This is a genomic window from Corynebacterium aquatimens, assembly GCF_030408395.1.
In the GTDB taxonomy this organism is placed as follows: Bacteria; Actinomycetota; Actinomycetes; order Mycobacteriales; family Mycobacteriaceae; genus Corynebacterium; species Corynebacterium aquatimens.
In genome coordinates, this window is record NZ_CP046980.1 from 938,946 (window position 1) to 963,970 (window position 25,025).

At 63.6% G+C, this 25,025-nt stretch carries 24 protein-coding genes; 21 read left to right on the forward strand and 3 right to left on the reverse strand.

What is annotated here, in order from left to right; translation table 11 throughout:
* Window positions 1–15: 15 nt before the first annotated feature.
* The 10 genes from rimM to CAQUA_RS04305 all read left to right on the forward strand — a co-directional run bounded on the left by rimM (window position 16) and on the right by CAQUA_RS04305 (window position 8,607).
* A complete protein-coding gene (rimM, locus tag CAQUA_RS04260) occupies window positions 16–534 on the forward strand; it encodes a ribosome maturation factor RimM (RefSeq protein WP_196824366.1) in 519 nt (172 codons plus the stop codon).
* Window positions 527–1,744 (forward strand): tRNA (guanosine(37)-N1)-methyltransferase TrmD, encoded by a 1,218-nt coding sequence (gene trmD / locus CAQUA_RS04265; protein WP_196824365.1) that lies wholly within the window; start codon window positions 527–529, stop codon window positions 1,742–1,744. The genes rimM and trmD overlap by 8 nt, the downstream gene beginning before the upstream one ends.
* Before the next feature lie 330 nt (window positions 1,745–2,074).
* A complete protein-coding gene (rplS, locus tag CAQUA_RS04270) occupies window positions 2,075–2,422 on the forward strand; it encodes a 50S ribosomal protein L19 (protein ID WP_196824364.1) in 348 nt (115 codons plus the stop codon).
* A gap of 242 nt (window positions 2,423–2,664) precedes the next feature.
* On the forward strand, window positions 2,665–3,390 hold the full coding sequence (gene lepB / locus CAQUA_RS04275; protein WP_290178927.1) for a signal peptidase I: 726 nt from the start codon (window positions 2,665–2,667) through the stop codon (window positions 3,388–3,390).
* 12 nt (window positions 3,391–3,402) lie between these two features.
* Window positions 3,403–4,077, forward strand: a complete 675-nt coding sequence (locus tag CAQUA_RS04280; protein WP_196824362.1) for a ribonuclease HII — start codon at window positions 3,403–3,405, stop codon at window positions 4,075–4,077.
* Window positions 4,067–4,372, forward strand: a complete 306-nt coding sequence (locus CAQUA_RS04285; RefSeq protein ID WP_196824361.1) for a DUF2469 domain-containing protein — start codon at window positions 4,067–4,069, stop codon at window positions 4,370–4,372. The genes CAQUA_RS04280 and CAQUA_RS04285 overlap by 11 nt, the downstream gene beginning before the upstream one ends.
* A 178-nt stretch (window positions 4,373–4,550) precedes the next feature.
* Window positions 4,551–4,931 (forward strand): YraN family protein, encoded by a 381-nt coding sequence (locus CAQUA_RS04290; protein ID WP_196824360.1) that lies wholly within the window; start codon window positions 4,551–4,553, stop codon window positions 4,929–4,931.
* Entirely contained in the window at window positions 4,918–6,477 is a 1,560-nt protein-coding gene (locus CAQUA_RS04295) for a YifB family Mg chelatase-like AAA ATPase (RefSeq protein WP_196824359.1), read from the forward strand. Before CAQUA_RS04290 ends, CAQUA_RS04295 begins: the two co-directional genes overlap by 14 nt.
* The gene (locus tag CAQUA_RS04300; RefSeq protein ID WP_196824358.1) at window positions 6,474–7,664 is read left to right on the forward strand and encodes a DNA-processing protein DprA; all 1,191 of its coding nucleotides are present in this window, start codon (window positions 6,474–6,476) and stop codon (window positions 7,662–7,664) included. The genes CAQUA_RS04295 and CAQUA_RS04300 overlap by 4 nt, the downstream gene beginning before the upstream one ends.
* A 22-nt stretch (window positions 7,665–7,686) precedes the next feature.
* On the forward strand, window positions 7,687–8,607 hold the full coding sequence (locus CAQUA_RS04305) for a tyrosine recombinase XerC (RefSeq protein WP_196824357.1): 921 nt from the start codon (window positions 7,687–7,689) through the stop codon (window positions 8,605–8,607).
* A gap of 22 nt (window positions 8,608–8,629) precedes the next feature.
* Here the strand turns inward: CAQUA_RS04305 and CAQUA_RS04310 are convergent, their stop codons facing one another.
* Window positions 8,630–9,154 (reverse strand): M23 family metallopeptidase, encoded by a 525-nt coding sequence (locus CAQUA_RS04310; protein WP_196824356.1) that lies wholly within the window; start codon window positions 9,152–9,154, stop codon window positions 8,630–8,632.
* A 468-nt stretch (window positions 9,155–9,622) separates the two neighbouring features.
* Between CAQUA_RS04310 and rpsB the strand changes: the two genes are divergently transcribed.
* The 7 genes from rpsB to rlmN all read left to right on the forward strand — a co-directional run bounded on the left by rpsB (window position 9,623) and on the right by rlmN (window position 17,116).
* Complete coding sequence (rpsB, locus tag CAQUA_RS04315) at window positions 9,623–10,615, forward strand: 30S ribosomal protein S2 (protein ID WP_196824355.1); 993 nt, start codon at window positions 9,623–9,625, stop codon at window positions 10,613–10,615.
* A 224-nt stretch (window positions 10,616–10,839) separates the two neighbouring features.
* A complete protein-coding gene (gene tsf, locus CAQUA_RS04320) occupies window positions 10,840–11,667 on the forward strand; it encodes a translation elongation factor Ts (protein WP_196824354.1) in 828 nt (275 codons plus the stop codon).
* 15 nt (window positions 11,668–11,682) lie between these two features.
* Window positions 11,683–12,402: a UMP kinase gene (gene pyrH / locus CAQUA_RS04325; protein WP_196824353.1), complete on the forward strand. Its 720-nt coding sequence runs from the start codon at window positions 11,683–11,685 to the stop codon at window positions 12,400–12,402.
* Between the two features lie 11 nt (window positions 12,403–12,413).
* Complete coding sequence (locus CAQUA_RS04330; RefSeq protein ID WP_196824352.1) at window positions 12,414–14,333, forward strand: acyltransferase family protein; 1,920 nt, start codon at window positions 12,414–12,416, stop codon at window positions 14,331–14,333.
* 89 nt (window positions 14,334–14,422) lie between these two features.
* The gene (frr, locus tag CAQUA_RS04335) at window positions 14,423–14,980 is read left to right on the forward strand and encodes a ribosome recycling factor (RefSeq protein ID WP_196824351.1); all 558 of its coding nucleotides are present in this window, start codon (window positions 14,423–14,425) and stop codon (window positions 14,978–14,980) included.
* Window positions 14,981–14,992: 12 nt separating this feature from the next.
* On the forward strand, window positions 14,993–15,937 hold the full coding sequence (locus CAQUA_RS04340; RefSeq protein ID WP_196824350.1) for a phosphatidate cytidylyltransferase: 945 nt from the start codon (window positions 14,993–14,995) through the stop codon (window positions 15,935–15,937).
* A 72-nt stretch (window positions 15,938–16,009) separates the two neighbouring features.
* Complete coding sequence (gene rlmN, locus CAQUA_RS04345) at window positions 16,010–17,116, forward strand: dual-specificity RNA methyltransferase RlmN (RefSeq protein ID WP_196824349.1); 1,107 nt, start codon at window positions 16,010–16,012, stop codon at window positions 17,114–17,116.
* A gap of 172 nt (window positions 17,117–17,288) precedes the next feature.
* On the opposite strand, the gene CAQUA_RS04350 is transcribed toward rlmN, so the two are convergent.
* Window positions 17,289–17,741 carry a DUF2631 domain-containing protein gene (locus CAQUA_RS04350; RefSeq protein WP_196824348.1) on the reverse strand — a complete coding sequence of 151 codons (453 nt, stop codon included), beginning with the start codon at window positions 17,739–17,741 and terminating at the stop codon, window positions 17,289–17,291.
* A gap of 252 nt (window positions 17,742–17,993) precedes the next feature.
* Between CAQUA_RS04350 and dxr the strand changes: the two genes are divergently transcribed.
* The 4 genes from dxr (at window position 17,994) to CAQUA_RS04370 (ending at window position 23,454) form a co-directional block, all read left to right on the forward strand.
* Window positions 17,994–19,103, forward strand: coding sequence for a 1-deoxy-D-xylulose-5-phosphate reductoisomerase (gene dxr, locus CAQUA_RS04355; RefSeq protein WP_231375826.1), 1,110 nt, complete (start codon window positions 17,994–17,996; stop codon window positions 19,101–19,103).
* A gap of 4 nt (window positions 19,104–19,107) precedes the next feature.
* On the forward strand, window positions 19,108–20,316 hold the full coding sequence (locus CAQUA_RS04360; protein WP_196824347.1) for a M50 family metallopeptidase: 1,209 nt from the start codon (window positions 19,108–19,110) through the stop codon (window positions 20,314–20,316).
* Between the two features lie 53 nt (window positions 20,317–20,369).
* Entirely contained in the window at window positions 20,370–21,533 is a 1,164-nt protein-coding gene (gene ispG, locus CAQUA_RS04365) for a flavodoxin-dependent (E)-4-hydroxy-3-methylbut-2-enyl-diphosphate synthase (protein WP_196824346.1), read from the forward strand.
* A 94-nt stretch (window positions 21,534–21,627) separates the two neighbouring features.
* Entirely contained in the window at window positions 21,628–23,454 is a 1,827-nt protein-coding gene (locus CAQUA_RS04370) for a penicillin-binding transpeptidase domain-containing protein (protein ID WP_196824345.1), read from the forward strand.
* Between the two features lie 193 nt (window positions 23,455–23,647).
* Here the strand turns inward: CAQUA_RS04370 and CAQUA_RS04375 are convergent, their stop codons facing one another.
* The gene (locus CAQUA_RS04375) at window positions 23,648–25,015 is read right to left on the reverse strand and encodes an HNH endonuclease signature motif containing protein (protein ID WP_196824344.1); all 1,368 of its coding nucleotides are present in this window, start codon (window positions 25,013–25,015) and stop codon (window positions 23,648–23,650) included.
* Window positions 25,016–25,025: the final 10 nt, after the last annotated feature.

The window sequence follows — 25,025 nt, forward strand, 5'->3', positions numbered from 1 at the left end:
GTAGAAAAGGTCTGCATGGAGCTGCTAATTGGCCGTGTGATCAAGTCGCACGGCATCAAAGGTGAGGTCGTGGTGGAATCCACCACGGATGATGAAGACATCCGGTACGCACCGGGCGAGGTCCTGCACGGTAGGCAAACCGGCAAGGAGCGTGACCTCACCATTAAAAGCGTGCGGCCGCACCAAAAGCGTTTGCTGGTCACTTTCGAAGAGGTCGCGGACCGAACGGAGGCGGACACTCTGCGCGGGATGCAATTCTTTGCGCAACCGCGCGAGCGCGATGAGGACTCAGACGAGTTTTATGATCACGAGCTCATCGGGCTAAGCGTCCTGTTCGATGTCTCCGGGACCGGCAATGTGGAGAAGATCGGCGACGTCACTGGCGTCATGCACACACCCGGCCGCCAGATCCTTGAGGTTGCCTACAAGGGGAGGGAAGTGCTTATCCCGTTTGTCATGGACATCGTCCCCGACGTGGATTTGGACGCCGGTACGGTGATCATCACGCCACCCGAAGGTCTGCTTGATGTCTGATCCGCAGCATCAACTCCGCCTCGACGTCATCACGATCTTCCCCGCATACCTTGAGCCTTTGCGCCACGCACTTCTGGGCAAAGCCATTGAGCAGGGGATCTTAAGCGTAGGTATCCATGACCTGCGCCAGTTCGCTACGGGCAACCACAAAGCCGTCGATGATGCCCCGCTTGGCGGCGGCCCCGGCATGGTGATGAAACCCGACGTGTGGGGCCAGGCTCTCGACGCCGTCGCCGCCGGCGAGCTCAACGCGGATGTGACTTCTGCCGTGCCTCACCGCAACGACAAACTCCGGCACGACGACGTTCGCGCCGCTACAGCACCCGCCGATCGTGACCGCGCGAGCGCCGACGCCATCTCTACGGACAACGCCGGCCCTGCAACCGTACCGCTGCTCCTAGTCCCCACACCGGCCGGGGCGCCGTTCACGCAAGCCGACGCCCAAGCGTGGTCGCGTGAATCTCACATCGTCATTGCCTGTGGCCGCTACGAGGGCATCGACCAACGCGTGTTCGATGAGGCGGCCAGCTCCGGCCGTTACCGCGTGCGTGAGGTCTCCATCGGCGACTACGTGCTGGTCGGTGGGGAGGTTGCGGCCCTCGTCATCGCGGAAGCCGTCACGCGCCTCATCCCGGGGGTGCTGGGAAACACCACGAGCCATGAGGAGGACAGTTTCTCCGACGGTTTGCTGGAAGGACCCACCTACACCAAACCCCAAGAGTGGCGCGGCATCGCGGCCCCTGAGGTTCTGCGCTCCGGCGACCACGCCAAAATCGCGCGGTGGCGCCGCAACCAATCGCTCATGCGCACGCAGCGCGTCCGCCCAGACCTCATCGACGCTGCGCGTCACGCTGGTCTTTTAGACTCCGAGGATCTCTTCGAGCTCGACGCATGTCGCTTATCGACGGAAATCTTCATCCTCTCCGGTGATCGCCCCTGGGCCAAGGTTCTTAAGGCGCTTTCTAAGAAGCTCAAAAAGGCTGGCTACGTGGTCGACACGATCGACGCGGAGGTCATCGAAACCGCCTGTACCCCGGACAACGTGGTCGTGGCCTCCTACATGCAGGAGTTCGACTCACCTCCGCTGGACCCGTTGCGCAAAGTGACCATCACCGGCCGCAGCACCTTGGAACCGAAGGACGCGACCCGAGCAGTCGCCCACGCGCTCGACGCCGGCGAACACTGGTACGGCACATCCTGGATCCCCTAACTAGGTGCCACGGGGCCTCGTCACCCTGCCCGCCACCGTGCCTTCTTGAGTGGTGCGACCACTCAAGGAAAGTTGACACGGAAAAACGCAGGTCGCGAAACCCCAGGTTTCTTGAGTGGTTCGGCCACTCATGACTGAGGGCGGCGGCCACCGCTGGACGGTGGAATCTGCCGGGCGGAATTCTAGGTGCGGGGCGCTCGCTGAGATGAGGATTTGGGGAAACCTGGCACGGTGTGCTTGAATACTCGGGTTACTTATACGCCGACATGAACCGGCTGAGCCGTATGCGCCGCTAGGTTCCTCTGTCCTTTAACGACAAGGATTGCTTCAATGAGCAACGGTTTGATTGACAAGGTCGACGCAGGTCAGCTGCGCGACGACATCCCGGACTTCCGTCCTGGTGACACCCTGAACGTGTACGTCAAGGTTATCGAGGGTTCCACCACTCGTACCCAGCTGTTCCAGGGCTTTGTCCTGCGCCGCCAGGGTTCCGGTATCCGCGAAACCTTCACGGTCCGCAAGATCTCCTTCGGTATCGGTGTGGAGCGTACCTTCCCGGTTCACTCCCCGAACATCGACCGCATCGAGGTGGAGCGCCGCGGTAAGGTTCGCCGCGCGAAGCTCTACTACATGCGTGACCTGCGCGGTAAGGCTGCACGTATTAAGGAACGCCGCTAAGAGCGTCCCTTTCACCGGCACCAGCTCCCTCTCTCCGCATCTGTGCGGGAGGGGGAGTTTTTGTTGTAGCGGGTGTGTAGGCGTTGGGTTTATCGGTGACGTGATTGCTGCTGCTAAGGTGAATCCCCGTGACTGATTCGAAGGATGCGGCGGAGCGGGAGCCGAGGCACTCGCGCAGCGGCGCACGTAGCAGCCGTAGCAGCAGTGGTGCCGGCCGCGCAAAGGCGGGAAGCACGCGCGCGGTGGCGAAGAAGCGGGATGAGGACAGGCGGAATACTCCGTGGTACATCGAGATCCCGGTGGTCGTAGCGTTGACCCTGCTGCTGATCTTCCTGTTGCAAACCTTCGTGGGCAGGGTGTACCTGATCCCATCAGCGTCGATGGAGCCGACGCTGCACGGGTGTGAAGGGTGCAACGGCGACCGGATTTACGTGCAGAAGGTGTCGTATTACTTCTCGGATCCGGAGCCGGGTGACATCGTCGTGTTCAAGGGCACGGATTCATGGAATACGGGCTATGTCTCCAACCGCTCCGACAACAGCTTCGTGGCCGGTTTGCAGGAGCTTGGCTCCCACGTTGGCCTGGTTGCGCCGGATGAGAATGACTTGGTAAAGCGCATCGTGGCCAAGGGTGGCCAGACGGTGTCTTGCCAGGAGGGCGACCCGGCCGTCATGGTGGACGGTAAGCCGGTTGATCAGTCCTACGTTCTAGACATCCCGGTCAACCCGGTGAACCCGGAGACTGGTTCGGAAGCCTGCGGGGGTGACTACTTCGGCCCCGTCACTGTGCCAGAGGATTCCTACTGGGTGATGGGTGATAACCGTACGAACTCCGCGGATTCGCGCTACCACATGGGGGATGAGCGTCAGGGGACCATTCCGCGCGAGAACATCCGCGGCAAGGTGTCGTTCATCATTCTGCCGCTGACCCGTATCGGGCCGGTGGGCAGCCCGGACATCCAGGATTAACCGGTAGATCCCGTGCGGCGCCTGATCCAGCTGCGCACCTATGAGGGCGCATTGGTCAAGGCCGGTCTTGGCCCGGTGGCGGGCGTCGATGAAGCTGGCCGCGGTGCATGCTTTGGCCCAGTCACGGTCGCCGCGTGCATTCTGCCGCCGGAGCCGGTGCGCGGCTTAGAAATCCTCACCGACTCGAAAAAGCTCACGTCTGCGCAGCGCGATCGGCTCTTTGACATTATTTGCGCCCGCGCGGTGGCCTATAGCGTGATCCACATCGACGCGTCAGACATCGACGCGCGGGGAATCCAACACGCCAACTTGGACGGGGCGCGGCGGGCAGTCGACGCGCTGGCCCCGCGGCCCGGATACGTGCTGGTGGATGCCTTTCGCATCCCCGGGCTGACGGTGCCGCAGCTGCCCATCATCGGTGGTGACGCCAGTGCACGAGCTGTCGCCGCGGCCAGCGTGTTGGCGAAGGTTAGCCGCGACCGGCTCGTCGATAAGCTGGCCTGCGATGAGGCGTACGGCCGCTACGGAATCGCGAACCACAAGGGTTACGGCACGGTCGCGCACATGGATGCGGTGCGCCGTCACGGTGCAAGTGATCTGCATCGCTACACTTACAAAAACGTGGCCGAAGCCCATGCTTTGTACTTGGAGCAATCTACCGGAGGAGCACACGCCAATGAGCGCTGAGGACCTAGACAACTATGAGGCAGAAGTTGAGCTGTCCCTCTACCGCGAATACCGCGACGTTGTCAGCCAATTCTCCTACGTGGTGGAAACGGACCGCAGGTTTTACCTGGCCAATGCGGTTGAGCTCATCCCGCATACGGAAGGAAAAGACGTCTACTACGAGGTCCGCATGTCTGACGCGTGGGTGTGGGACATGTACCGCGCCGTGCGTTTCGTGCGCTACGTGCGCGTGATCACGTACAAAGACGTCAACATTGAAGAGCTGGACAAGCCGGACTTCGTGCTGCCTGAGTAGCGCTTTTTACTGTCATTCCCGCCCGCGGTGAACCATCACGGTCCCGCCGGCGGGAATTTTTTATGCCGTCGATGGAACCTGGGGGCCAGTTTTGGAGTCCAACTGTTAGACGCCTTGCGCCAACCTGACGCGCTGTGCGCGGGGCGCGCGACAGATCTAACAGTGAAAGGACATACGTATGAGCACGCACACAGCCGACCTTGGGGTTACGGGGGAGCGCATCGCCCGGCAATTCTATGAGGACGGGGGCTTTAAGCTTATCGACGCTAACTACAGAAGCAAGGCCGGAGAAATCGATCTGATCGTCGGGTCGGATCCGGGGTCGGGGCCAGCAAACGTCGTGTTCGTGGAGGTGAAAACGCGACGCGGCCGAGGATTTGGCACGGTCGAGTCGGTATCGCACCGCAAGATGGCGCGCATGCGCAAGGTCGCCGCCGAGTGGCTGAGGGGCAAGCCGCTTGTCGACGTGAGGTTTGACGTGGTCGAGGTCCTCATCCGCGACCACGATGACCATGCGCAGCTGCGAGTTTTCCAAGGAGTCGACGATGGCTCTTGCTAGTACTTCAGCGGCCGCGGTCGAGGGGATCGCGGCCCACACGATCACCGTGGAGGCCAACGTGGGGCCGGGGCTGCCGGGCATGCACATCGTGGGGTTAGGCGATGCCGCAGTGCGCGAATCGCGGGACCGGATCCGTACCGCAGTAGCGAATTCCCAGCTGCCGTGGCCGCGGACCAAGATCATGGTGTCATTGTCCCCGGCGAACCTGCCGAAATCCGGATCGCATTTTGATCTCCCCATCGCGGTGGCGGTCATTGCCAGCATGGACCCGCGCGCGGAACGTCGTCTGGAGAGCGCGATGATCGTTGGGGAGCTTGGTTTGGCCGGGCAGTTGCGCCGCGTGGACGGCATCTTACAAATACTGATGTGCGGTATCGATTCCGCCGAGACCATCATCATTCCGCTGGAGAACGCGGCGGAGGCGGAGTTGGTTGACTCGCCGTCGATACGCGTAGCGCGCACGCTTACCGACGTGTGGGAGTGGGCGATCGGGCAACGCGACCTCCCCACCGTTTCCCAAGCGCTGGACTGTGACGACGGGGCCGCGGCGGGACGCGCCACCGCGCGAATAGGCACGCAGATGGGGGCGGGACTGGATTTCGCGGACATCGCGGGCAACGATCACGCGCGGTGGGCGTGCGAAGTTGCCGCGGCGGGCGGACACCACATGATGATGTTGGGCGCGCCGGGCTCAGGCAAGTCGATGTTGGCGCAGAGGCTGCCGTCGATTTTGCCGCCGCTTTCGCCGCGGCAAATGGTGGAAGCGACCGCGATCCACTCCGTGTCCGGTGAGGGGACCGGTAGTGTCATTCGCACCGCGCCGTTCGTGGCGCCGCACCCGTCGCTCACCCGGGTGGCGCTGATTGGCGGGGGATCGGGCGCCCCGCGGCCGGGTGCTGTGAGCAGGGCGCACAATGGCGTGCTGTTTCTAGACGAGGCCAGTGAGAACGCCCCGGCGACCCTCGACGCGCTGCGCATTCCTTTAGAAAACGGTGAAGTTTCCCTGATTCGCAACCGACGAGAAATCCGCTACCCGGCGCATTTTCAGCTGGTGTTGGCGGCGAATCTGTGTTCGTGCGGTGCCGAGGATGCCGCGCGGTGTTCCTGCACCTCGAGCGAGCGGCAGAATTACCTGCGCAACATCTCTGGGCCGTTGCGGGACCGCATTGATATCACGCTGCGCACGACGTCGGTGGGCGCGATCATTAACGCCGCTGACGCGGAACCGTCGGCCGTGATCGCGCAGCGGGTAGCCGACGCCCGCGAACGCGCTGCCTACCGGTGGGGTGGCGCCGGGGTGGATGCCTCCACCAACGCGCGGGTCGAATCAGCGCTCTTGCGCCGCCATTTCCCGGCGACCGAATCCGCGATGGCCTACCTGTCTGCGCAGCTGAGCGGCACGGACCTTACCCAACGCGGCGTTGACCGCGTGTTGAAGCTGTCGTGGACGATCGCTGACCTTGGCGCGTCGCCGCAACCAACGATCGACCACGTGGCCCAAGCCATGGAGCTGCGCAGCGGGGCAGGGCAGGGGGTGCTGGCATGACTACACCTGCTTCAACCACGACGAATAAGGCCTGGGCGTACCTCGGCCGCGTTATCGAAGGCCCCTCCCGTGACCTCCAAGCCCTGCTGGCAGCGGGACGCACGGCAGAAGAAATTGCCCACGGCGTGAGAACTCGGGCCACGTGGATTGGTCGGCTGGCCAATGCGACTGAGTCCCGCTACGCCTGGGATCGGCCAGCGGAGGACCTTGAGACCGCCCACAACGCCGGGTACAGCCTGCTCACACCGGAAAGCCCCGGCTGGCCGTCGGAACAGCTCCGCTTCGCCTTTGGCAACTACCGGATGCGGGAAGAAAGCGGGGAGGTCAGCGACGCCAACCGCCCCAACGCTGTGGCACCGCATGTCCTGTGGGTGAAAGGCGCCACGGACCTAGCGGGGCTGTGCGCGCAATCTGTCGCGTTCGTGGGAACCCGCGCGATTTCCGATTACGGGCGCGTTGCCACATCCGAACTGGTGCATGGGCTGGCGAAGCAGCACTATTCGATCGTCTCCGGCGGAGCCCTGGGGGTTGACACGATAGCGCATGAAGCGGCGCTCGCCGCATGCGTGCCGACGATCGCAGTCGCCGCCTGCGGTCCCGGAGTCACCTACCCCAAACGCAACCACGGGCTGTTTGAACGGATTGCCGACAACGGCGGGGCTTTGATCACCGAATACCCTCCCGGCATGACCCCGGACAGGCACCGCTTCCTCACGCGCAACCGGCTCGTCGCCGCACTAACCCAGGGCAGCGTCATCGTGGAAGCAGCCTTTCGTTCCGGTGCACTGAACACGCTGTCGTGGGCCAATGACTTCGGCCGCGTCACCATGGCCGTGCCTGGGCCGATCACCGGGCCGGGGTCGATGGGAACCAACCTGGCGATCAGGGATGCCCGCGCTGCGATGGTTCTTTCCGCGAACCACATCCATGAACTCCTGAGCCCCATCGGCACGGTGGATTCAGACGCTCAGATTGAACTCGATTTCGCCGGCGACCTCATCCAGAGCTTGTCGCGCAACGAGCTCCGCGTCTACGACTCGTTGCCACAGAAGGACTACGGTGGTTCAACTGCGGAGGCCGTCGCAGCCCGCGCTGGGCTCACCATCGGCCTAACCGTCCACCTCCTCGTGGACCTGTCCAAACGAGGCATCGTGACACGCGAGGCAGAAGTGTGGAAGCGAACCTAAGACAACGCATTACTCTCGAGGTGTGGCAGATACCGGGACAGATGGAGCGTCGTTAAGCGATGCTCAGCTTAAAGCGGCGATCGAAGACTTCGCTGACCACGCGCTTTTGGTCAAAGGCCGCTCGCCGGCGACCGTGAAGGGCTACACGTCAGACCTACTCACCCTGGTTGAGTTCGCGCCCACGTTTGATCAGTTCACGCTGTTGACGCTGCGCAGTTGGCTTGCTGACGGCGTGTCGCGCGGCCTCGCCCGGTCAACCCTAGCCCGGCGGACCGCTGCGGCACGTTCTTTTTCATCGTGGGCGTTTCAGCGCGGCTACATCGACAGTGACGTTGCCGCGCGGCTGGTTACGCCGAAAAACTCACGGCACCTGCCCGAGGTGGTGAGTCCCGCGCGAGCGAGCGAGCTGGTTCAGGCGGAGATCAACGACGACGAGCATCCCGTCGAAGCCCTGCGCGACCGCGCCATGCTGGAGTTGCTCTACGCAACGGGCATGCGCGTGGCGGAGCTCGTATCCCTCGATGTCGAGGACGTGGACGTAGATCGCCGCGTTGCCCGCGTGACGGGGAAGGGCAATAAGCAACGCGTGGTGCCGTTCGGTGAAGACGCGGCCGAAGCGGTACGCGCGTGGCGCGAACGCCGCGGGGAACTTAGCGGCCCTGACGCGGGGCACGCCCTGTTCGTGGGCTCCCGGGGGAAGCGGATTGATCAGCGCGTGGTGCGTCGTGTCGTCGACAAGGCATCGCAGCGCACGGGCGATGGTCGGTTGAGCCCGCACGCCCTGCGCCACAGCGCCGCCACCCACATGCTAGAAGGCGGGGCTGACCTGCGCGTCGTGCAGGAGCTGCTGGGGCACTCCTCACTGCAAACGACGCAGATCTACACTCACGTGTCCACCTCGCGCCTGAAAGCCGTGTATGACCAAGCCCATCCGCGGGCCTAATCGCGCCGTTTCCGCTGCCCTTTTAGTCAACCGGTTTGAGGCGGATTCTGGGCTCTGCGAGCAAACTCAGCGGATTGATGTACGTGTCTTTGGCAATGAGGGCGCCCCATTGCAGCCCAATGTTTCTTCCGAAGGGGTGACCGAGCGTGCCGATGGGGGAGCCCTCGTCCACCCGGTCGCCCTTCTTCACTGACGCATGGACCGGTTGGTACGTCGTGCGGATTCCGTCCGGGTGAACGATAGACACGGTGGGGACACCAACGACCGTGCCGACGAAGGCGACTTCGCCCTCACCCGCTGCACGGACCGTGGCCCCAGGGGCGGCTGCGAGATCCACTCCACGGTGGCCGGGCATCCAATTGCGCTCGGGGATATCCGGGGCCCTAATCACCCCGCTTGCGTATGGGGAACCAGTCGCCGGGTTGACATACGCAGCCGCCTGCGGCCCGGAATGCAGTGGCGTTGCGACGGCCACGACGACCGCTGCGGCCAGCGTCGCGACGGCCGATCTAAGAATGACGAAAATACGGTGCTGAGAAGTTTTCATGCGCACATAATGACGAACTTTCTGCGTGTCCGCTGGCAGGTGCCGCCCGGCCTGTGGAATTCGGGCTTGCCTGTGGATAACTGCGGCCGTGCGCAACGGCGCATCGCGGTTCGCCTGCGAGCTCGCGTGGCAAATTGGTTGAAACCCCTGGTTGGCACTACACTAACGCCCAGCAGTGTGCTTATCCGGCGGCATGCAGTTCTATAGGACCGTTCTATAGGGCCCTAGTCGCTGGGTTGGTGCGCTGACTACGCGCGGCGAAAATGCCAGGTCACACCATGAGATTGGGCCAATTGTGGTCCGGGGTTGTGGTGCGGCGTGGTGTCGGGTTCGCTCCGGTCCCTCAAGTGCTTGGACTTCTTCTTGGACTTCTTGGGGGCGTGGGCTCGACTCGTCGCTAGGGTGCGGGCAAAACCCGCACGATTTTTCATGTAACCGAACACTTTTATCCCCAAGGAGAGACTTCCCATGGCAGTTGTGACCATGCGTGAACTCCTCGACGCTGGTGTGCACTTTGGCCACCAGACGCGTCGTTGGAACCCGAAAATGCGCCGTTTCATCTTCACCGACCGCAACGGCATCTACATCATCGACCTGCAGCAGACTCTGACCTACATCGACGAGGCCTACGAGTTTGTGAAGGAGACCGTCGCACACGGCGGCACCATCTTGTTCGTGGGTACCAAGAAGCAAGCCCAAGAGCCGGTCCAGGAAGAGGCCGAGCGCGTGGGCATGCCGTACGTCAACCACCGCTGGCTCGGCGGTATGCTGACCAACTTCCAGACCGTGTCCAAGCGTCTGGCCCGCATGAAGGAACTCCAGGCCATGGACGCAGCCGAGGACGGCTACGCAGGCCGCGGCAAGAAGGAAATCCTCATGCTGACCCGCGAGCGCACCAAGCTTGAGCGCGTTCTCGGCGGCATCTCTGACATGACCAAGGCTCCGTCTGCCCTCTGGATCGTGGACACCAACAAGGAGCACATCGCGGTTGCAGAGGCTGAGAAGCTGCGCATCCCGGTTGTTGCCATCCTGGACACCAACTGCGACCCGGATCAGGTCAACTACCCGATCCCGGGCAACGATGACGCAATCCGCTCCGTGAAGCTTCTGACCCGCATCGTCGGTGAGGCTGTCATCGCTGGTAAGCAGGCACGCGAAGAGCGTCAGCTGGCTGCTGCACGCAACGCTGCTGGCGACGGCCAGGCTGCAGCTGGCCAGGCTGAGGGTGCTCAGGCTGAGGGCATCGATGAGGTCAACGCAGCTGCTGGCGCTGGCGCTGATAGCGACGACGTGATCGCAGCTGTCGCGCAGACCGAGGCAAACGAGCAGGCTGCTGCCCCAGGCGCACCGGAAACCCCGGCTGCCGCTGAGGCAGACAAGGCCACCGCTCCGGCTGACGACGCTGCGGCTGCTGCCGTGGAAAACGTTGACTCCCCGGAGAACGACGTAGACCCGGTCTAAGACAACCTGCATGGGGCGATCATTGATCGCCCCATGATTGTCTTTAGCGCCGCGTTACTGTCGCTTTACGGCCGCTTTACGGTGCTTAACCGTGCCGGTGCGGACAGGCCGGCATTACCGCCACGACTTACCCTGCCTGACGCAGGCGGGTCAACTACTGTGGTGAACTGTCCGACGAACTTTTAGTTTCAACAACCTTTCCTATGGAGGAGGATCGCCCAACTATGGCGAACTACACCGCTGCTGACGTTAAGAAGCTGCGTGAGACCACTGGCTCCGGCATGCTCGACTGCAAGAAGGCCCTGGAGGAGTCCGCTGGTGACTTCGACAAGGCCGTTGAGATCCTGCGCATCAAGGGTGCGAAGGACGTGGGCAAGCGCGCTGAGCGCAACGCTCTCGAGGGCCTCGTTGCTGTTTCTGGCAACACGATCGTTGAGATCAACTCCGAGACCGACTTCGTTGCTAAGAACGACGAGTTCAAGCAGATCGCAGACCAGATCGCTGCCGGTGCCGCTGCCGCAAAGGCAAACACCCCGGAGGAGCTGGCTAAAGCTGACGTCAACGGCCAGACCGCTGCTGACGTTCTGCAGGCACTCTCCGCCAAGATCGGCGAGAAGCTCGAGCTTCGCCGCGCCACCACCATCGAGGGCGACAACATTGAGGTCTACCTGCACCAGAAGGCCGCGGACCTTCCGCCGGCAGTGGGCGTGCTGGTTGCCTACACTGGCGAGGGCGACGAGGCGAAGGCTGCTGCGCACCAGGTTGCACTGCAGATCGCTGCTATGAAGGCTCGCTTCTTGGACAAGGAGTCCGTCCCGGCTGACGTCGTGGAGAAGGAGCGCGCAGTCCAGGAAGAGATCACCCGCAACGAAGGCAAGCCGGAAGCAGCGATCCAGAAGATCGTCGAAGGCCGCCTGGGTGGCTTCTTCAAGGACGTCGTCCTGCTTGAGCAGCCGTCCCTGGCTGACTCCAAGAAGACCGTCAAGCAGTTCGCTGAGGAGAACGGCCTGACCATCACCGACTTCGTTCGCTACGAAGTCGGCCAGCAGTAATCCACGGTGGTAGATATGACTACCCCGCAGCGCAGCCCATACAAGCGCGTCATGCTCAAGCTGGGCGGCGAGATGTTTGGTGGCGGCACCGTCGGCGTTGACCCAGATGTGGTGGACAACGTGGCCTCCCAGATCGCGGAGGTCGCTGCCACTGGAACGCAGATCGCTGTTGTAATCGGTGGCGGAAACTTCTTCCGCGGTGCTGAGCTGCAGCAGCGCGGAATGGACCGCGCGCGCTCGGATTACATGGGCATGCTCGGCACGGTCATGAACTGCCTCGCTCTGCAGGACTTCTTGCAGCAGCGCGGCGTGGATTGCCGTGTTCAGACCGCCATCAACATGGCCCAGATCGCGGAGCCGTACCTGCCGCTGCGCGCAGCCCGTCACTTGGAAAAGGGCCGCGTGGTCATTTTCGGTGCGGGCATGGGCATGCCTTACTTCTCGACGGATACGACGGCCGCCCAGCGCGCCCTCGAAATCGGCTGCGAGGTCCTCCTCATGGCCAAGGGCGTAGACGGCGTCTATTCCGACGACCCGCGCACGAACCCGGACGCGGAGCTCTACACGGAGATCACCCCGCGCGAGGTCATCGAGCGCGGACTGAAGGTGGCTGATGCAACTGCGTTCAGCCTCTGCATGGATAACAACATGCCAATCTTGGTGTTCAACCTGCTTAAGGATGGAAATATCGCGCGAGCGGTACGCGGTGAGCGCATCGGTACTCTCGTGGAGTAATCTTTGGCCACATGGCTACTAGCGTGATCCCAGTTGGGCCCCGGCACCGCCGGGGCCTTATTCCGCGCGTCCCCGGTTTAGACGGGATTCGCGGACTGGCGGTCGCCGCGGTGGTGATTTACCACCTCTTTCCGCCTACAGTGTTCGGGCTCACGCTGCCCGGCGGGTATCTCGGCGTGGACATTTTCTTTGTCCTCTCCGGGTTCCTCATTACTTCTTTGCTGGTCCGTGAGCGCGTCTCCGGCGGGGCAATCAGCCTGAAACATTTCTGGCTGAAACGCGCCAGACGTATCCTGCCCGCGGCGATCACGGTGCTGGTCATCTGCACCGCCCTGGCGTGGGTTATTCGCGGCGATGCCACGGTGGGTCTACCCAGGCAGTTCTTCACCACGGCGTTCTTCGTGAACAACTGGGGGCAGATTTTTGCCGCGCAATCGTATTTCTCCACGCCTGAGTTGTTTGCGCACTATTGGTCGCTGGCGGTGGAAGAACAGTTCTACGTTCTGTGGCCGCTGATCATCATCGGGCTGACCGCGTGGTTGGGAGTGGACAAACTACACCGCCTCGCTGCGATCTGCATGGCCGGTGCGGTGGGATCTTTCCTCTGGATGATCACGGTCTATAAACCCATCGAAGACCCGACCCGCGTCTACTACGGCACGGACACTCACGCCTTCGGTCTTCTCACCGGTGCGGCGCTTGCCGTCTGGCTCGTGCGCGTGCGCAATGAGAACATCATCTGGTCGAGGCGCCCCTCAATCGCTGGCTACCCGAGCCGGGCCGCGGTGCCGGAACTTCTGGCGCTCATCGGCTTGATCGGCTTGATGCTATTCATGTCGGATACCGCTGCCGTGACCTACCGCGGCGGGCTGTTCCTCGCGTCGATTCTCACGGCCGTGGTCATCAGGGGCGTCATCAAGGGCAACCGATACCTCAACCCGATCTTTGAAAACCAGGTGCTGCGCCATCTCGGCGACATCTCTTTCAGTCTTTACCTGTGGCACTGGCCAGCGTTCGTGTTTACCGTCGAGCTGTTCAACAACCTCGGCTGGGGCGACGCGCACCTCTTCGCGGGCTTGCTGTCACTCGCTTTATCGCTCGCGTTCGCTGAGCTCACGTTCACCTACATCGAGGAGCCCTTCCGACGCCGCGGGTACAAGAAGACCCTTGGCCCCATCTTCGGCCCGCGTGCCGACGCATCGACGAGGATCCCCTCTATGATCACCGCGTCTATCGTCGCATTGGCCACCGTTGCTGCGCTGATTTTCGCCCCCACGCAGACCAAGCTCGAGCGCGAACTCACGGAGAAGCAAGAGCAGCAGCGTCAAGCCCAGGAAGAGGCCAAGGCGCGCGCGATCGAAGAGGCCAGACGCCAAGCGGAACGCGAAGAAAAGGCGAAGGAAGAGCTTGTCGGAACGAACATCGTCGCCATTGGCGACTCGGTCATGCTCGCCTCCAGCGAAGCGCTCTCGGAACGCTTCCCGGGCATCTACGTCGACGGCGAGGTCTCGCGCCACTACACCGTCGTGCCCCGCTTGCTCGACGAATTCGAAGCCCAGGGCCTGCTGCGCAAGTACGTCGTCCTCGGGTTCGGTACGAACGGCCAGTCCGACGGCGCCGGCGACACCGAGCTGATGGACAACATCCTCCGCCGCATCGGCCCCGACCGCGTGATCGTCCTTGTCACGCCCTACGGCAACCGCGAATGGATGCCGCCAGCCCAACAAGAAATCTTCGAGAAAGCCCGCGAGTACCCCAACGTCTACGTCGCGGACTGGTGCAACGCAGCTGGCGTCGACCCCACACTGCTGGGCGAGGATGGGATTCACCCCGGCCCCGCCGGCCAACGTCTGTACGCGGAGAAGATCGACGAAGCACTCAAGCAGTCGATCGGCGGAGACAAGTACATCCCGGAGCGCTGCGGGCCGTAAACGGTGGGGCAAGGGAATCGTCGATAAGCATGCGGCCCGCTGGTACGTTAGTGATGTCAGACAAGCGAGACCCAAAGGACGCGTGAAAAATGATCGATGACGTACTGCTCGACGCCGAAGAGCGCATGACCAACTCCGTGGAACACACCCGCAGTGAGTTGGTGACAATCCGCACCGGCCGCGCGAACCCCTCCATGTTCAACCACGTCATGGCCGACTTCTACGGCGCACCGACCCCGATCAACCAGATGGCTACCGTTTCCGTGCCGGAGCCACGCATGCTGCTGATCAAGCCGTTTGATCAGTCCACCATGAACGAGATTGAGAACGCGATCCGCAACTCCGACCTCGGCGTCAACCCCACCAATGACGGCCAGGTGCTGCGCGTGACCATCCCGCAGCTCACCGAGGAGCGCCGCCGCGACCTGGTCAAGCAGGCCAAGGGCAAGGGCGAGGACGGCAAGATCGCCATCCGCAACGTCCGCCGCCACGGCATGGAAGCGCTGAAGAAGATCCAGAAAGACGGCGACGCCGGCGAGGATGAGGTCACCGCAGCCGAGAAGGAGCTGGACAAGACCACGGCGAAGTACGTTGAGCAGATCGACTCGCTGGTGTCCAAGAAGGAAGAGGAGCTCATGGAGGTCTAACCTCCTGCGATCATGACGGAAGAGCACACGCTTATCGACGGCGTTGGGTCCTCCGGACCCAACGAAGGCGCCCCGGGGGACGGGGCCGCTGCGCGACGCCGCAAACGTGACCACCTTAAGCCGAAGAACTCCGCGGGACGCAATCTTCCTCAAGCGATCGGGACAGCGCTGGTGCTGGGCGCACTGGTGTTGGTGGCCATGTACGTGGGACCGGCGATGTGGTATCCGGTCGTGTGCGTCGTCGCTGGGCTTGGCATGTGGGAAACGCTCACGCGGCTGCGCGAAAACGGGTACTACGTGTACCGGTTCGCCGTGATCGTGCTGGGGATCTCCATGATTGTGTCCACGTGGCCGTTTGGGTACCGCGGGCTCGTGGCCACATCGACGCTGAGCGTGTTGCTGCTCATGTTCTCGCGCCTGTTCTCCCACGGGCGCAATGTGGCTCCGCGCAACTATGTGCGCGACACCTCCATCATGATCTACGTGCTGATGTGGATCGGATTGTTCGGGTCCTTCGCGGCGATGATTTCGCGCCTGCACTCGGGGGAGGTCACCGGCAGCTACTTCATCATCACGTTCATCGCGTGCGTCGTGGCCAATGACGTCGGGGGATACGCGGCCGGCGTGATGTTCGGCTCGCACCCCATGGTGCCCGCGGTGAGCCCGAAGAAATCCTGGGAAGGTTTCGCTGGGTCAGTCCTGTTGGGATCCGTCACCGGCATCCTGACCGGCACGTATCTTCTGCACACCGATTGGTGGGCGGGGCTCATCTTCGGACTGGCTATTGTCGTGTGCGCCACGTTCGGTGACCTGGTGGAGAGCCAGTTCAAGCGCGAACTGGGCATCAAAGACATGTCAGCCCTGCTGCCCGGCCACGGCGGCATCATGGACCGCGTCGACGGAATCCTGCCCGCCGCGGCCGCGACGTGGCTGGTGATGAACTTTGTGGTGGTGTAGGGGTCGTCGATAAGCATGCGGAGCCTTTAGGATTCGCCCTGCGCCCGCGGACGTGCGACAATGGGGCACGTCATGAGCGATTTTCCCAAAATTAATCTCCTTGCGCCCAAACGCGGCATGCCGCCGAAGCATTTCGCTGACCTCACGCCGGAGGAGCGCATCACCGCCCTGGGCGACCTTGGGCTGCCGAAGTTCCGCGCCGACCAAATTGCGCGCCACTACTACGGCCGTTTTGAAGCCGACCCGTCAACGATGACGGACCTGCCCGCCGCTCAACGCGAACTCGTGGCCGACGCGCTGTTTCCGAAGCTACTCACCCCGATCCGCACAGTCCAAACCGATGACGGCGACACCACGAAGACACTGTGGCGCCTCCACGACGGTATCCTGCTTGAGTCCGTGCTCATGCGCTACCCGGGCCGCGCGACGCTGTGTATTTCCTCCCAGGCTGGCTGCGGAATGGCCTGCCCGTTCTGCGCGACTGGCCAGGGCGGACTCGACCGGAACCTGTCCACCGCGGAAATCGTCGACCAAGTGCGCGAAGCCGCCGCGATGATGGAAGCCGAAGGCGGGCGGCTGACCAACGTGGTGTTCATGGGCATGGGGGAGCCCCTGGCGAACTACAACCGCGTCGTGTCCGCCGTCAAGCAGATCACGGAGCCCTCGCCGACCGGCTTCGGAATTTCGCGCCGCAACGTCACGGTGTCGACCGTGGGGCTGGCGCCCGCCATCCGCAAGCTTGCCGACGAAGAACTCGGCGTCACCCTCGCCGTCTCCTTGCACACGCCCGACGACGAACTCCGCGACGAACTCGTGCCCATGAACAACCGCTTCACCGTGGCCGACGTTCTTGACGCATCGCGCTACTACGCGGACAAAACCGGTCGCCGCGTGTCCATCGAGTATGCGCTCATCCGCGACATCAACGACCACGACTTCCGAGCTGACATGCTTGGAGAGAAGCTGCACAAGGCCCTGGGGCCGCTCGTTCACGTGAACCTGATTCCGTTGAACCCAACGCCAGGGTCGAAATGGGACGCCTCGCCGCGCGAACGCCAGGACGAGTTCGTCCGCCGCGTCATCGCCCAGGGCGTCACCTGCACCGTCCGCGACACCAAGGGCCAAGAGATCGCTGCGGCCTGCGGGCAGCTCGCGGCCGATGAAAAGGCGAGCGTCTAAACCGCCCAGAGCAGTATTAAGCCCCCTCGCCGAAGATCCGTCCTAGGATCTGCGTGAGGGGGCTCGGCGCGCGAAACGCCACGCGCGGCCGCCAGCGCTGAGCTGAACGGACGCTGAGCCTAGGGCTACACCCAGGCTTAAGTTCTAGCCCAAGTCAAGGTGCGAATCTTGATTACTTTGCAACGGTCGTCGTCGAGCGGGATGCGTCAGGCAGCACGCGGAGGTGCTCGACGCGGGAAGGCTCGATGTTCAGCGAACGCAGCTGCGAGTCAGTCAGCTCAGCGTACGGGCCGGTAGCGGTGGCCTGCAGGTAGGTCCAGTCCTGCTCCTCGTAGCCAACGGGCTTGTTGTGGGCGGTCACCGTGGTGACCTGCTTGAGCTCCGGGCGGATAGCAAAAAGAATCAGACCAAGCGCGATGACAGCAGCGATGGCGATCAACCAAATGGTCTCAACATGGCCTTGGTGGTTACCAAAGTGGTATGCAACCAGGAAAATCACGGAGATCCAGCCCGCGATCTGGATGGTCTTCGGCGTCAGTTCGCTCCAGCCGAAGCGTGCGGACGGTACGTCCGCCTCGGAAACACCGTTGTACACCTCAGGTTCTTTGAGGGAATGTGCGCTCACTGGCTGCTCCTTTAGGGTCCTAATGGGGTCTCAGCAAAAACAGATGTCTTAATTCTGTCACATGCGCACGCTTTTCGACGATTGTTCCCCCACCAATCCGACCCACACATCCGATAGTTTGCCCCCGAACTAGGATGAGCGGGTGTGAATGGTGTGAATGATGCGCGCGACGCGCAGAACGCAGGGGCGGGAAGGCGCCGCGTGCTTGTCCTCGGTTCCACGGGCTCGATTGGCACTCAGGCCCTGGAGGTCATGGCGGACAACCCCGACCAGTTCGAGGTAATCGGGATCGCGGCGGCAGGCTCCGACCCGCAGGCGATAATCGCGCAGGCCCGCGAGCTGAACCTGAGCCCAGGCGCGGTAGCGGTGGCCAAGCCGGACGCAGCGGAGACCATTGCGCACGCCCTCGGCGGCCCAGTCATCGCGGGGGAGGATTCCGCCGCCCAGCTGGTCCGCGAGCATGAGGCCGACGTGGTCCTCAACGCCCTCGTCGGATCCTTGGGTCTTGCGTCGACACTTGCGACGCTGGACACCGGCGCGATGCTCGCGCTGGCTAACAAGGAGTCGCTGGTAGCCGGCGGTGACGTCGTTCTGGCCAAGGCTCGGGCCACCGGCACTGAGATCGTGCCCGTCGATTCGGAGCACTCAGCCATGGCGCAGTGTCTGCGCGCCGGACGCCGCGAGGAAATCTCCCGCTTCATCCTGACGGCCTCAGGCGGTCCGTTCCGCGGCCAGACCCGCGAGCAAATGTGGGACGTCACGCCAGACCAAGCCGCCAAGCACCCAACGTGGAACATGGGCCAGATGAACACCCTCAACTCCGCGACGCTGGTCAACAAGGGGCTCGAGCTCATCGAGGCCACGTACCTCTTCGGTATCTCGCCCGACATCATTGACGTTGCGGTTCACCCGCAATCCATCATCCACTCGATGATCACGTTCTGCGATGGCGCCACCATCGCGCAAGCATCCCCGCCGTCGATGAAGATGCCCATCGCCCATGCGCTCGCGTGGCCGCGCCGCGTCGCGCACGCTCAGCACGCGCTCGACTTTTCCGGATCGTTCGCTTCGGAGTGGACGTTCGAGTCGCTTAACGACGAAAACTTCCCCGCCGTCTCCCTCGCCCGCGCAGCCGTGCGCGCAGGTGGGACGATGCCGGCGGTGTACAACGCCGCTAATGAAGAAGCCGCGGCCGCTTTCCTGTCTGGCCGGATTCACTTCCCGCAGATCGTTGATGTCGTGGCAGAAGTCCTAAATGGCGCCGATGAATACGCCACGGTGGTGGGCACGTTTGAGGAAGTGGTGGCCGTCGAGAAGCGTGCTCGTGCTCGAGCGCACGAAGTGCTGGGGGTGTTGACCTAGGTTTATGGGCATGTTCATTCTCGGGCTGGTGCTTTTTGCGCTCGGCATTACTGCGTCGATCGCGCTGCATGAGGCAGGGCACATGCTCACCGCGAAGGCGTTTGGGATGCGTGTGCGGCGCTTCTTCGTGGGGTTTGGGCCGCCGCTGGTGTCGAAGAAGGTGGGGGAGACCACCTACGGTATCGCCGCGGTGCCGCTCGGTGGCTTCTGCGAGATCGCGGGCATGACCGGCCAGGACGAGCTCACCGCGGAGGAAGAGCCTCGCGCGATGTGGCGCAAGCCCGCGTGGCAGCGCGTGGTCGTGATGTGCGGCGGGATCATCATGAACCTCCTGCTGGGCATTTTGATCATGTACTTGCTGGCGGTGACCGCTGGGATCCCGAACCCGTATGCGGACCGTTCCGCGAAGGTCGGTGAGGTGACGTGCACCGCCGACCAGATCGCGGCCGACAAGCTGGCGGACTGCACCGGGGAAGGCCCCGCTGGCGCGGCGGGTGTGCGGCCGGGGGACACGATCGTGGGGATCGACGGCCATGAGGTGGCGACATTCCTCGATGTGCGTGAGTACGTTCTTGAGCGGCCCGGGCAGACCGTCGCCGTGACGATTGAGCGCAACGGTGCGCGGCGGACGTACGACATCCCGGTCGATACGGTGCGCCGCATTGGCGCCGACGGTCGCACCTACGACGCGGGTGCCCTCGGCGTGACCAGCGCACCGATTACGGACGCAATGAAACGCTTCGGCCCCGCCGAGGCAGTGCCGGCGACCCTGCGGGTCAGCGGCGACATGCTGTGGGCCAGCGTGAAGGGGCTTGCATCGTTCCCCGCGAAGATCCCCGGCGTGGTCACAGCGATCTTCGGCGGCGAACGTGACGCGGAGGGGCCGATCAGCGTCGTCGGCGCGTCGGTCGCGGGCGGCGAGCTTGCCAAACGCAGCATGTGGGCCGTGTTCTTCTCGCTGCTGGCGTCGCTGAATTTCTTTTTAGCGCTGTTCAATCTCGTGCCGCTTCCGCCACTCGACGGTGGGCACATCGCGGTCATCGCCTACGAAAAGCTCCGCAACTTTTTCCGGCGGCTGCGTGGCCTGCCCGCCGGGGGGCCGGTGAACTACCAGGCCCTGATGCCCCTGACCTACGCCATGGCCGCGTTGTTGTTCGGCGTTGGCCTCCTAGTGATCGTCGCGGACGTGGTCAACCCGGTCCGGCTCTTCTAACGCGGGCTCTTGCGGCTGCGCTCCCGCCGTGCGCCGGTGATACTGTTGAGCACATGAGTCAACCGATCGGTTTGGGCATCCCAGAAGGCCCGCCACCTGTTCTCGCACCGCGCCGGAAGACCCGGCAGTTGTTCGTCGGAGGAGTCGGGGTTGGGTCCGATCACCCGATCACGGTGCAGTCGATGACCACCACCAAGACCCACGACATCAACGGCACCTTGCAGCAGATCGCTCAGCTGGCCACCGCAGGCTGCGACATCGTGCGCGTCGCGTGCCCCAAGACCGTCGACGCGGAGGCACTGCCCGCGATCGCCGCCAAGAGCCCGATTCCGGTCATCGCGGACATTCACTTCCAACCGAAGTACATCTTCGCGGCTATCGACGCCGGCTGCGCCGCCGTGCGCGTGAACCCCGGCAACATCAAGGAGTTCGACGGCCGCGTGAAAGAGGTCGCTCAGGCGGCGAGCGATGCGGGGATCCCCATCCGCATCGGCGTCAACGGCGGATCCCTGGACAAGCGCCTGCTGGAGAAATACGGAAAGGCAACGCCGGAAGCGCTCGTCGAGTCCGCGCTGTGGGAAGCCAGCCTGTTCGAAGAACACGGCTACGGCGACATCGCGATTTCGGTGAAGCACTCCGATCCTGTCCTCATGGTCGAGGCGTACCGCCAGCTGGCCGCGCAGTGTGATTACCCGCTCCACCTGGGCGTCACGGAGGCCGGCCCGAAGTTCATGGGCACCATCAAGTCGTCCGTGGCGTTCGGCGCCCTGCTTGCGGAAGGCATCGGCGACACGATCCGCGTTTCGCTGTCCGCGGACCCCGTTGAGGAAATCAAGGTCGGCGACCAGATCCTCCAGTCGCTGAACCTGCGCCCGCGCAAGCTCGAGATCGTGTCCTGCCCGTCGTGCGGCCGAGCTCAGGTGGACGTGTACTCGCTCGCCGAAGAGGTCACCGCTGGCCTCGAGGGCATGGAGTACCCGCTGCGCGTCGCGGTCATGGGCTGCGTCGTCAACGGTCCCGGTGAGGCCCGCGATGCCGACCTTGGCGTCGCGTCGGGCAACGGTAAGGGCCAGATCTTCGTGAAGGGCGAGGTCGTGGAGACCGTGCCGGAGTCGAAGATCGTGGAGACGCTCATCGCCCACGCCATGCGCATCGCCGAAGAAGAGGGTCTCGAGGAAATCGCCGGGGCCAAGGCGGAAGTCAAGGTCACCAGGTAAGGCCCCGCCCCCAGCGCCGGCCCCCGGCGCTGCCCCGGCGCCTGCCCGCGCGCCTGCCGTGGCAACGGCCCGCGCGCTGCTAACTTTTTAACCCATGGGTACACGGCTGGCTGCGCTTCTTTCGATCCTCGCGCTCGCATTCACAGCCACAGCCTGTACGCCCAAACCCAAGTCCGCGGAACCCACGGCACAGGACTTCCTCGAGGCGTTGTCACAGTTTGACGTCGATACGCTTGCTTCGCTTGTCGACGACCCCACCCGCGCCCGCGAATCCGCCAACGCCACGATCGCCGGCATGCAGGCCGACGGCCTTACCACAACACTGAAAAGCGTCACCCAGCAAGAAAACCTAGCGACGGCCGCCTACACGCTCGACTGGAAGCTCCCGCGCGAGCGCCACGTCTCCTTCGACGCGACGATGACCCTGACCCAATCCAACGGGCAGTGGACTGTGCGTTGGCAGCCGTCGATTCTGCACCCGCGCCTCGGCGTGAACCAGCATTTGGAGTTGCGTGCCATCCCCGCCGCCCAGGCATCGGTTGTGTCCTCTGACGGGGTTGCGCTGCTTAAACCCGGGATCGCGTATCGGGTGCTCGTCGATAAGAATGCGATTGGTAACGCAACGGGTGCCGCCAACGCGATTGCCGCGGCCTTGGAAGAAGCGCACGCCCAGGACAAAACCGTTCCCACCGTCAACGCCCAAGACTTAGCGCAAGAGATTTCCAAAGCGGAAGGAACCTATTCGGTGGCGGTGGTGCCGGTGGGGGCGAAGGCGATCGTCGAGAAGCAACTGGGCTCAATTGCTGGCGTGCGGTTGAACGAAGAGGCCGCGATGGTCAACGCCGACCCGACGTTTGCGCCGGACATCATGGCGCGCGTGGGGCAGGTTGTGGGCGAGGACCTCACGGGCGATGCGGGGTGGAAGATCGCGATCGTCAACGCTGAGGGCAACGAATTCGAAGACGTTCACCGCGCCGAGCCAAATCCCTCACCCGCGATCGGGATCTCACTGTCCCACCGCGTGCAGATCGCCGCGGAGAAAGCACTCGAGCCTATCGACGATCGGAAGGCCATGATCGTGGCAATCCGACCGTCGTCAGGCGAAATTTTGGCGATTGCACAGACAAAAGCCGCCGATGAAGAAGGCAACATCGCGACGATGGGCCAATACCCGCCGGGCTCGACCTTCAAGATCATCTCCGCGGGCGCGGGAATTGAAAAACAGGGACTGACGCCGGATTCGATCGTGCCGTGCCCACGGTCGATGGATATCTACGGGCGCATCGTGAACAACTACGCCGGGTTCGGGCTGGGCAGCGTGCCACTGGAGACCGCATTCGCGCGGTCCTGCAACACGACATTCGCCGATATTTCCACCCAGCTCAAACCCGGCGAACTACAGGCAGTGGGCAAACAGTTCGGCCTGGGGATCGATTACGACATCCCCGGACTGGACTCCATGACCGGTTCGATCCCGGAGGGCAAAGAGCCACTCGACCGCACCGAAGCCGGGTACGGCCAGGGCCTCGATTTGGCCAGCCCGTTCGGCATGGCGTTGGTGTCCGCGACGGCCGCCGCCGGGAAGACCCCGACGCCGTACCTGATCAAAGGCAAAGAGACCAAAGCTAGCGAGCAGGCCCCCGGGCTGAGCCGCGAGGCCATCGCGGGCCTGAAGCGCATGATGCGCGCCGTGGTGACCAGCGGCACCGCCACCGGCATGGGCGCCGCCGGCGAAATCTACGGCAAGACCGGTGAAGCCGAAATCAACGGTGGCTCCCACTCCTGGTTCACCGGGTACCGCGACGACGTGGCCTTTGCCACCCTCATCGTTTTAGGCGGCGGGTCCGAAGCCGCCGTCGCCGTGACCGACCGCATGTTCCGCAACATCGACGAGTCCCTCGACGGCCCCGCGCCCCAGTAGCCCCCCGCGCGCCCCCTTCCCGCCCCGCCCCGCACGCCCCCGCCCGCCCAAGCGTCGTGCAGGCATGCCAGTAGCCCGGAACACCCTACTGTTTTCGGATGCCGGGTACGTGGGAATCGTGCCGCCGTTGTGGCCGCCGGCGCTGGGGCTGCCGGCGCTGGGGCCGCGAGCCCGCCGCGGCCGGGGGTGGCGCCTAGGGCGGATCATTTCCGCTGGATGTTCCCCTGGGCGTTCCCCGGTAGGTGGGGCCGGCCCCGCGTCGCCGGGGATCGCCGAAGAGGGACCACATGGCGCCTCGTCGATAGGCTTTGTGCGGGTTGGGCACAGCGTGCCCGGTGGGGGACACCCACATCGGAGCGGATGAGAACGTGCGGACGCTTCCCGCGTGCCGCCACCCGCCGGTTGGCGTATCGGGATCGTCGTTGTTGATCTGGTTGTGGTACGGGCACAGGACAGTCAGGTTCGACATGTTGGTGTGGCCGCCTTTGCTCCAGGCGGTGATGTGGTGAATCTGGCAATACTGCGCCGGAACCTTGCACCCCGGTACGGGGCACACGGGTGTCACGGCGCGGGCCAAGTCGGCCTGTTTAGTGTTGGCGTAGCGCTCAACGTCGTACAGGTTCACAGCGCCCTCTTCCGGGTGGAACAACGCAGCCTCAAAGCCGTACGACGGATCAGCAAAGAACCGCTCCAAGTATTCCGCACCGGAAATCTCAGTGCCATCGGTCATGACCAAGCTCACTTCATCGCCGCCACCGGACAGGACGCGAAGGTGCGCGTGAACAGGCACAAGAAGCAGCGGCCGCGGAACGGCAACGGGGATCGTGCCGTCGCAGGTGCATTTTCCGCAGCTGCAGAACGCCCCAGCGCGCGGAGGCGCAGAACAGACGCACTCGCCGCCGCACGAGCACTCTGAGCGCGGAGCCCCGGCCCCACCATGATCCGCGGCGCCTGGGGGCGGCGCGGATGACGTCGGTAAGCCTCCGCGAATGAACGCCACGAACGCCGTGAGCATTTGCCTGCTGTTGGGAACGAAGACGCCACCGCCAGCCTCATCGCCTTGCGTATCGCGGGCCGCGAACATCGCTTTCGAATACGCGCGCATCGCGTGCTCAAGGTCGGCGATGAAGTGCTCGTCGGCGGTGATGTACACCGACCGCTTCCCGCCGCGCGAGGCGGTCGTGCGGAAGGAGTCCTGCGGCGTCGCTTCTTCCTCAGGGATCAAGGTTTTCGCCCGGCGGTTCAGGGCGTCGTAGCCACCGTCGGCACGCAAAAGCTCTAGCCGCAGCTCGCGTCGCCGCGCGTTGTCTGTCTCTCGCGCGAGGTGCCGCTCGATCAACGCGAGCTGCTCCAGCGTTTTCCCGCTCACCCGAGCAGCCTCCCGCGCGATGCGCTGTTGTTTGCGCGCCCGCGTCGTGCCGTAGTACGCCTCGTGCACCGCCTGCCAGGCTTTCGCGGTCGACGGCTTGATGCCCGCGTTAAGCGCAGCAGACATGTCAAAGGACTCGAGGGCATCCAACCCCGATCCCTTTAACGTGTCAATGAGCTGCGTGAAATTCATACACCGCACG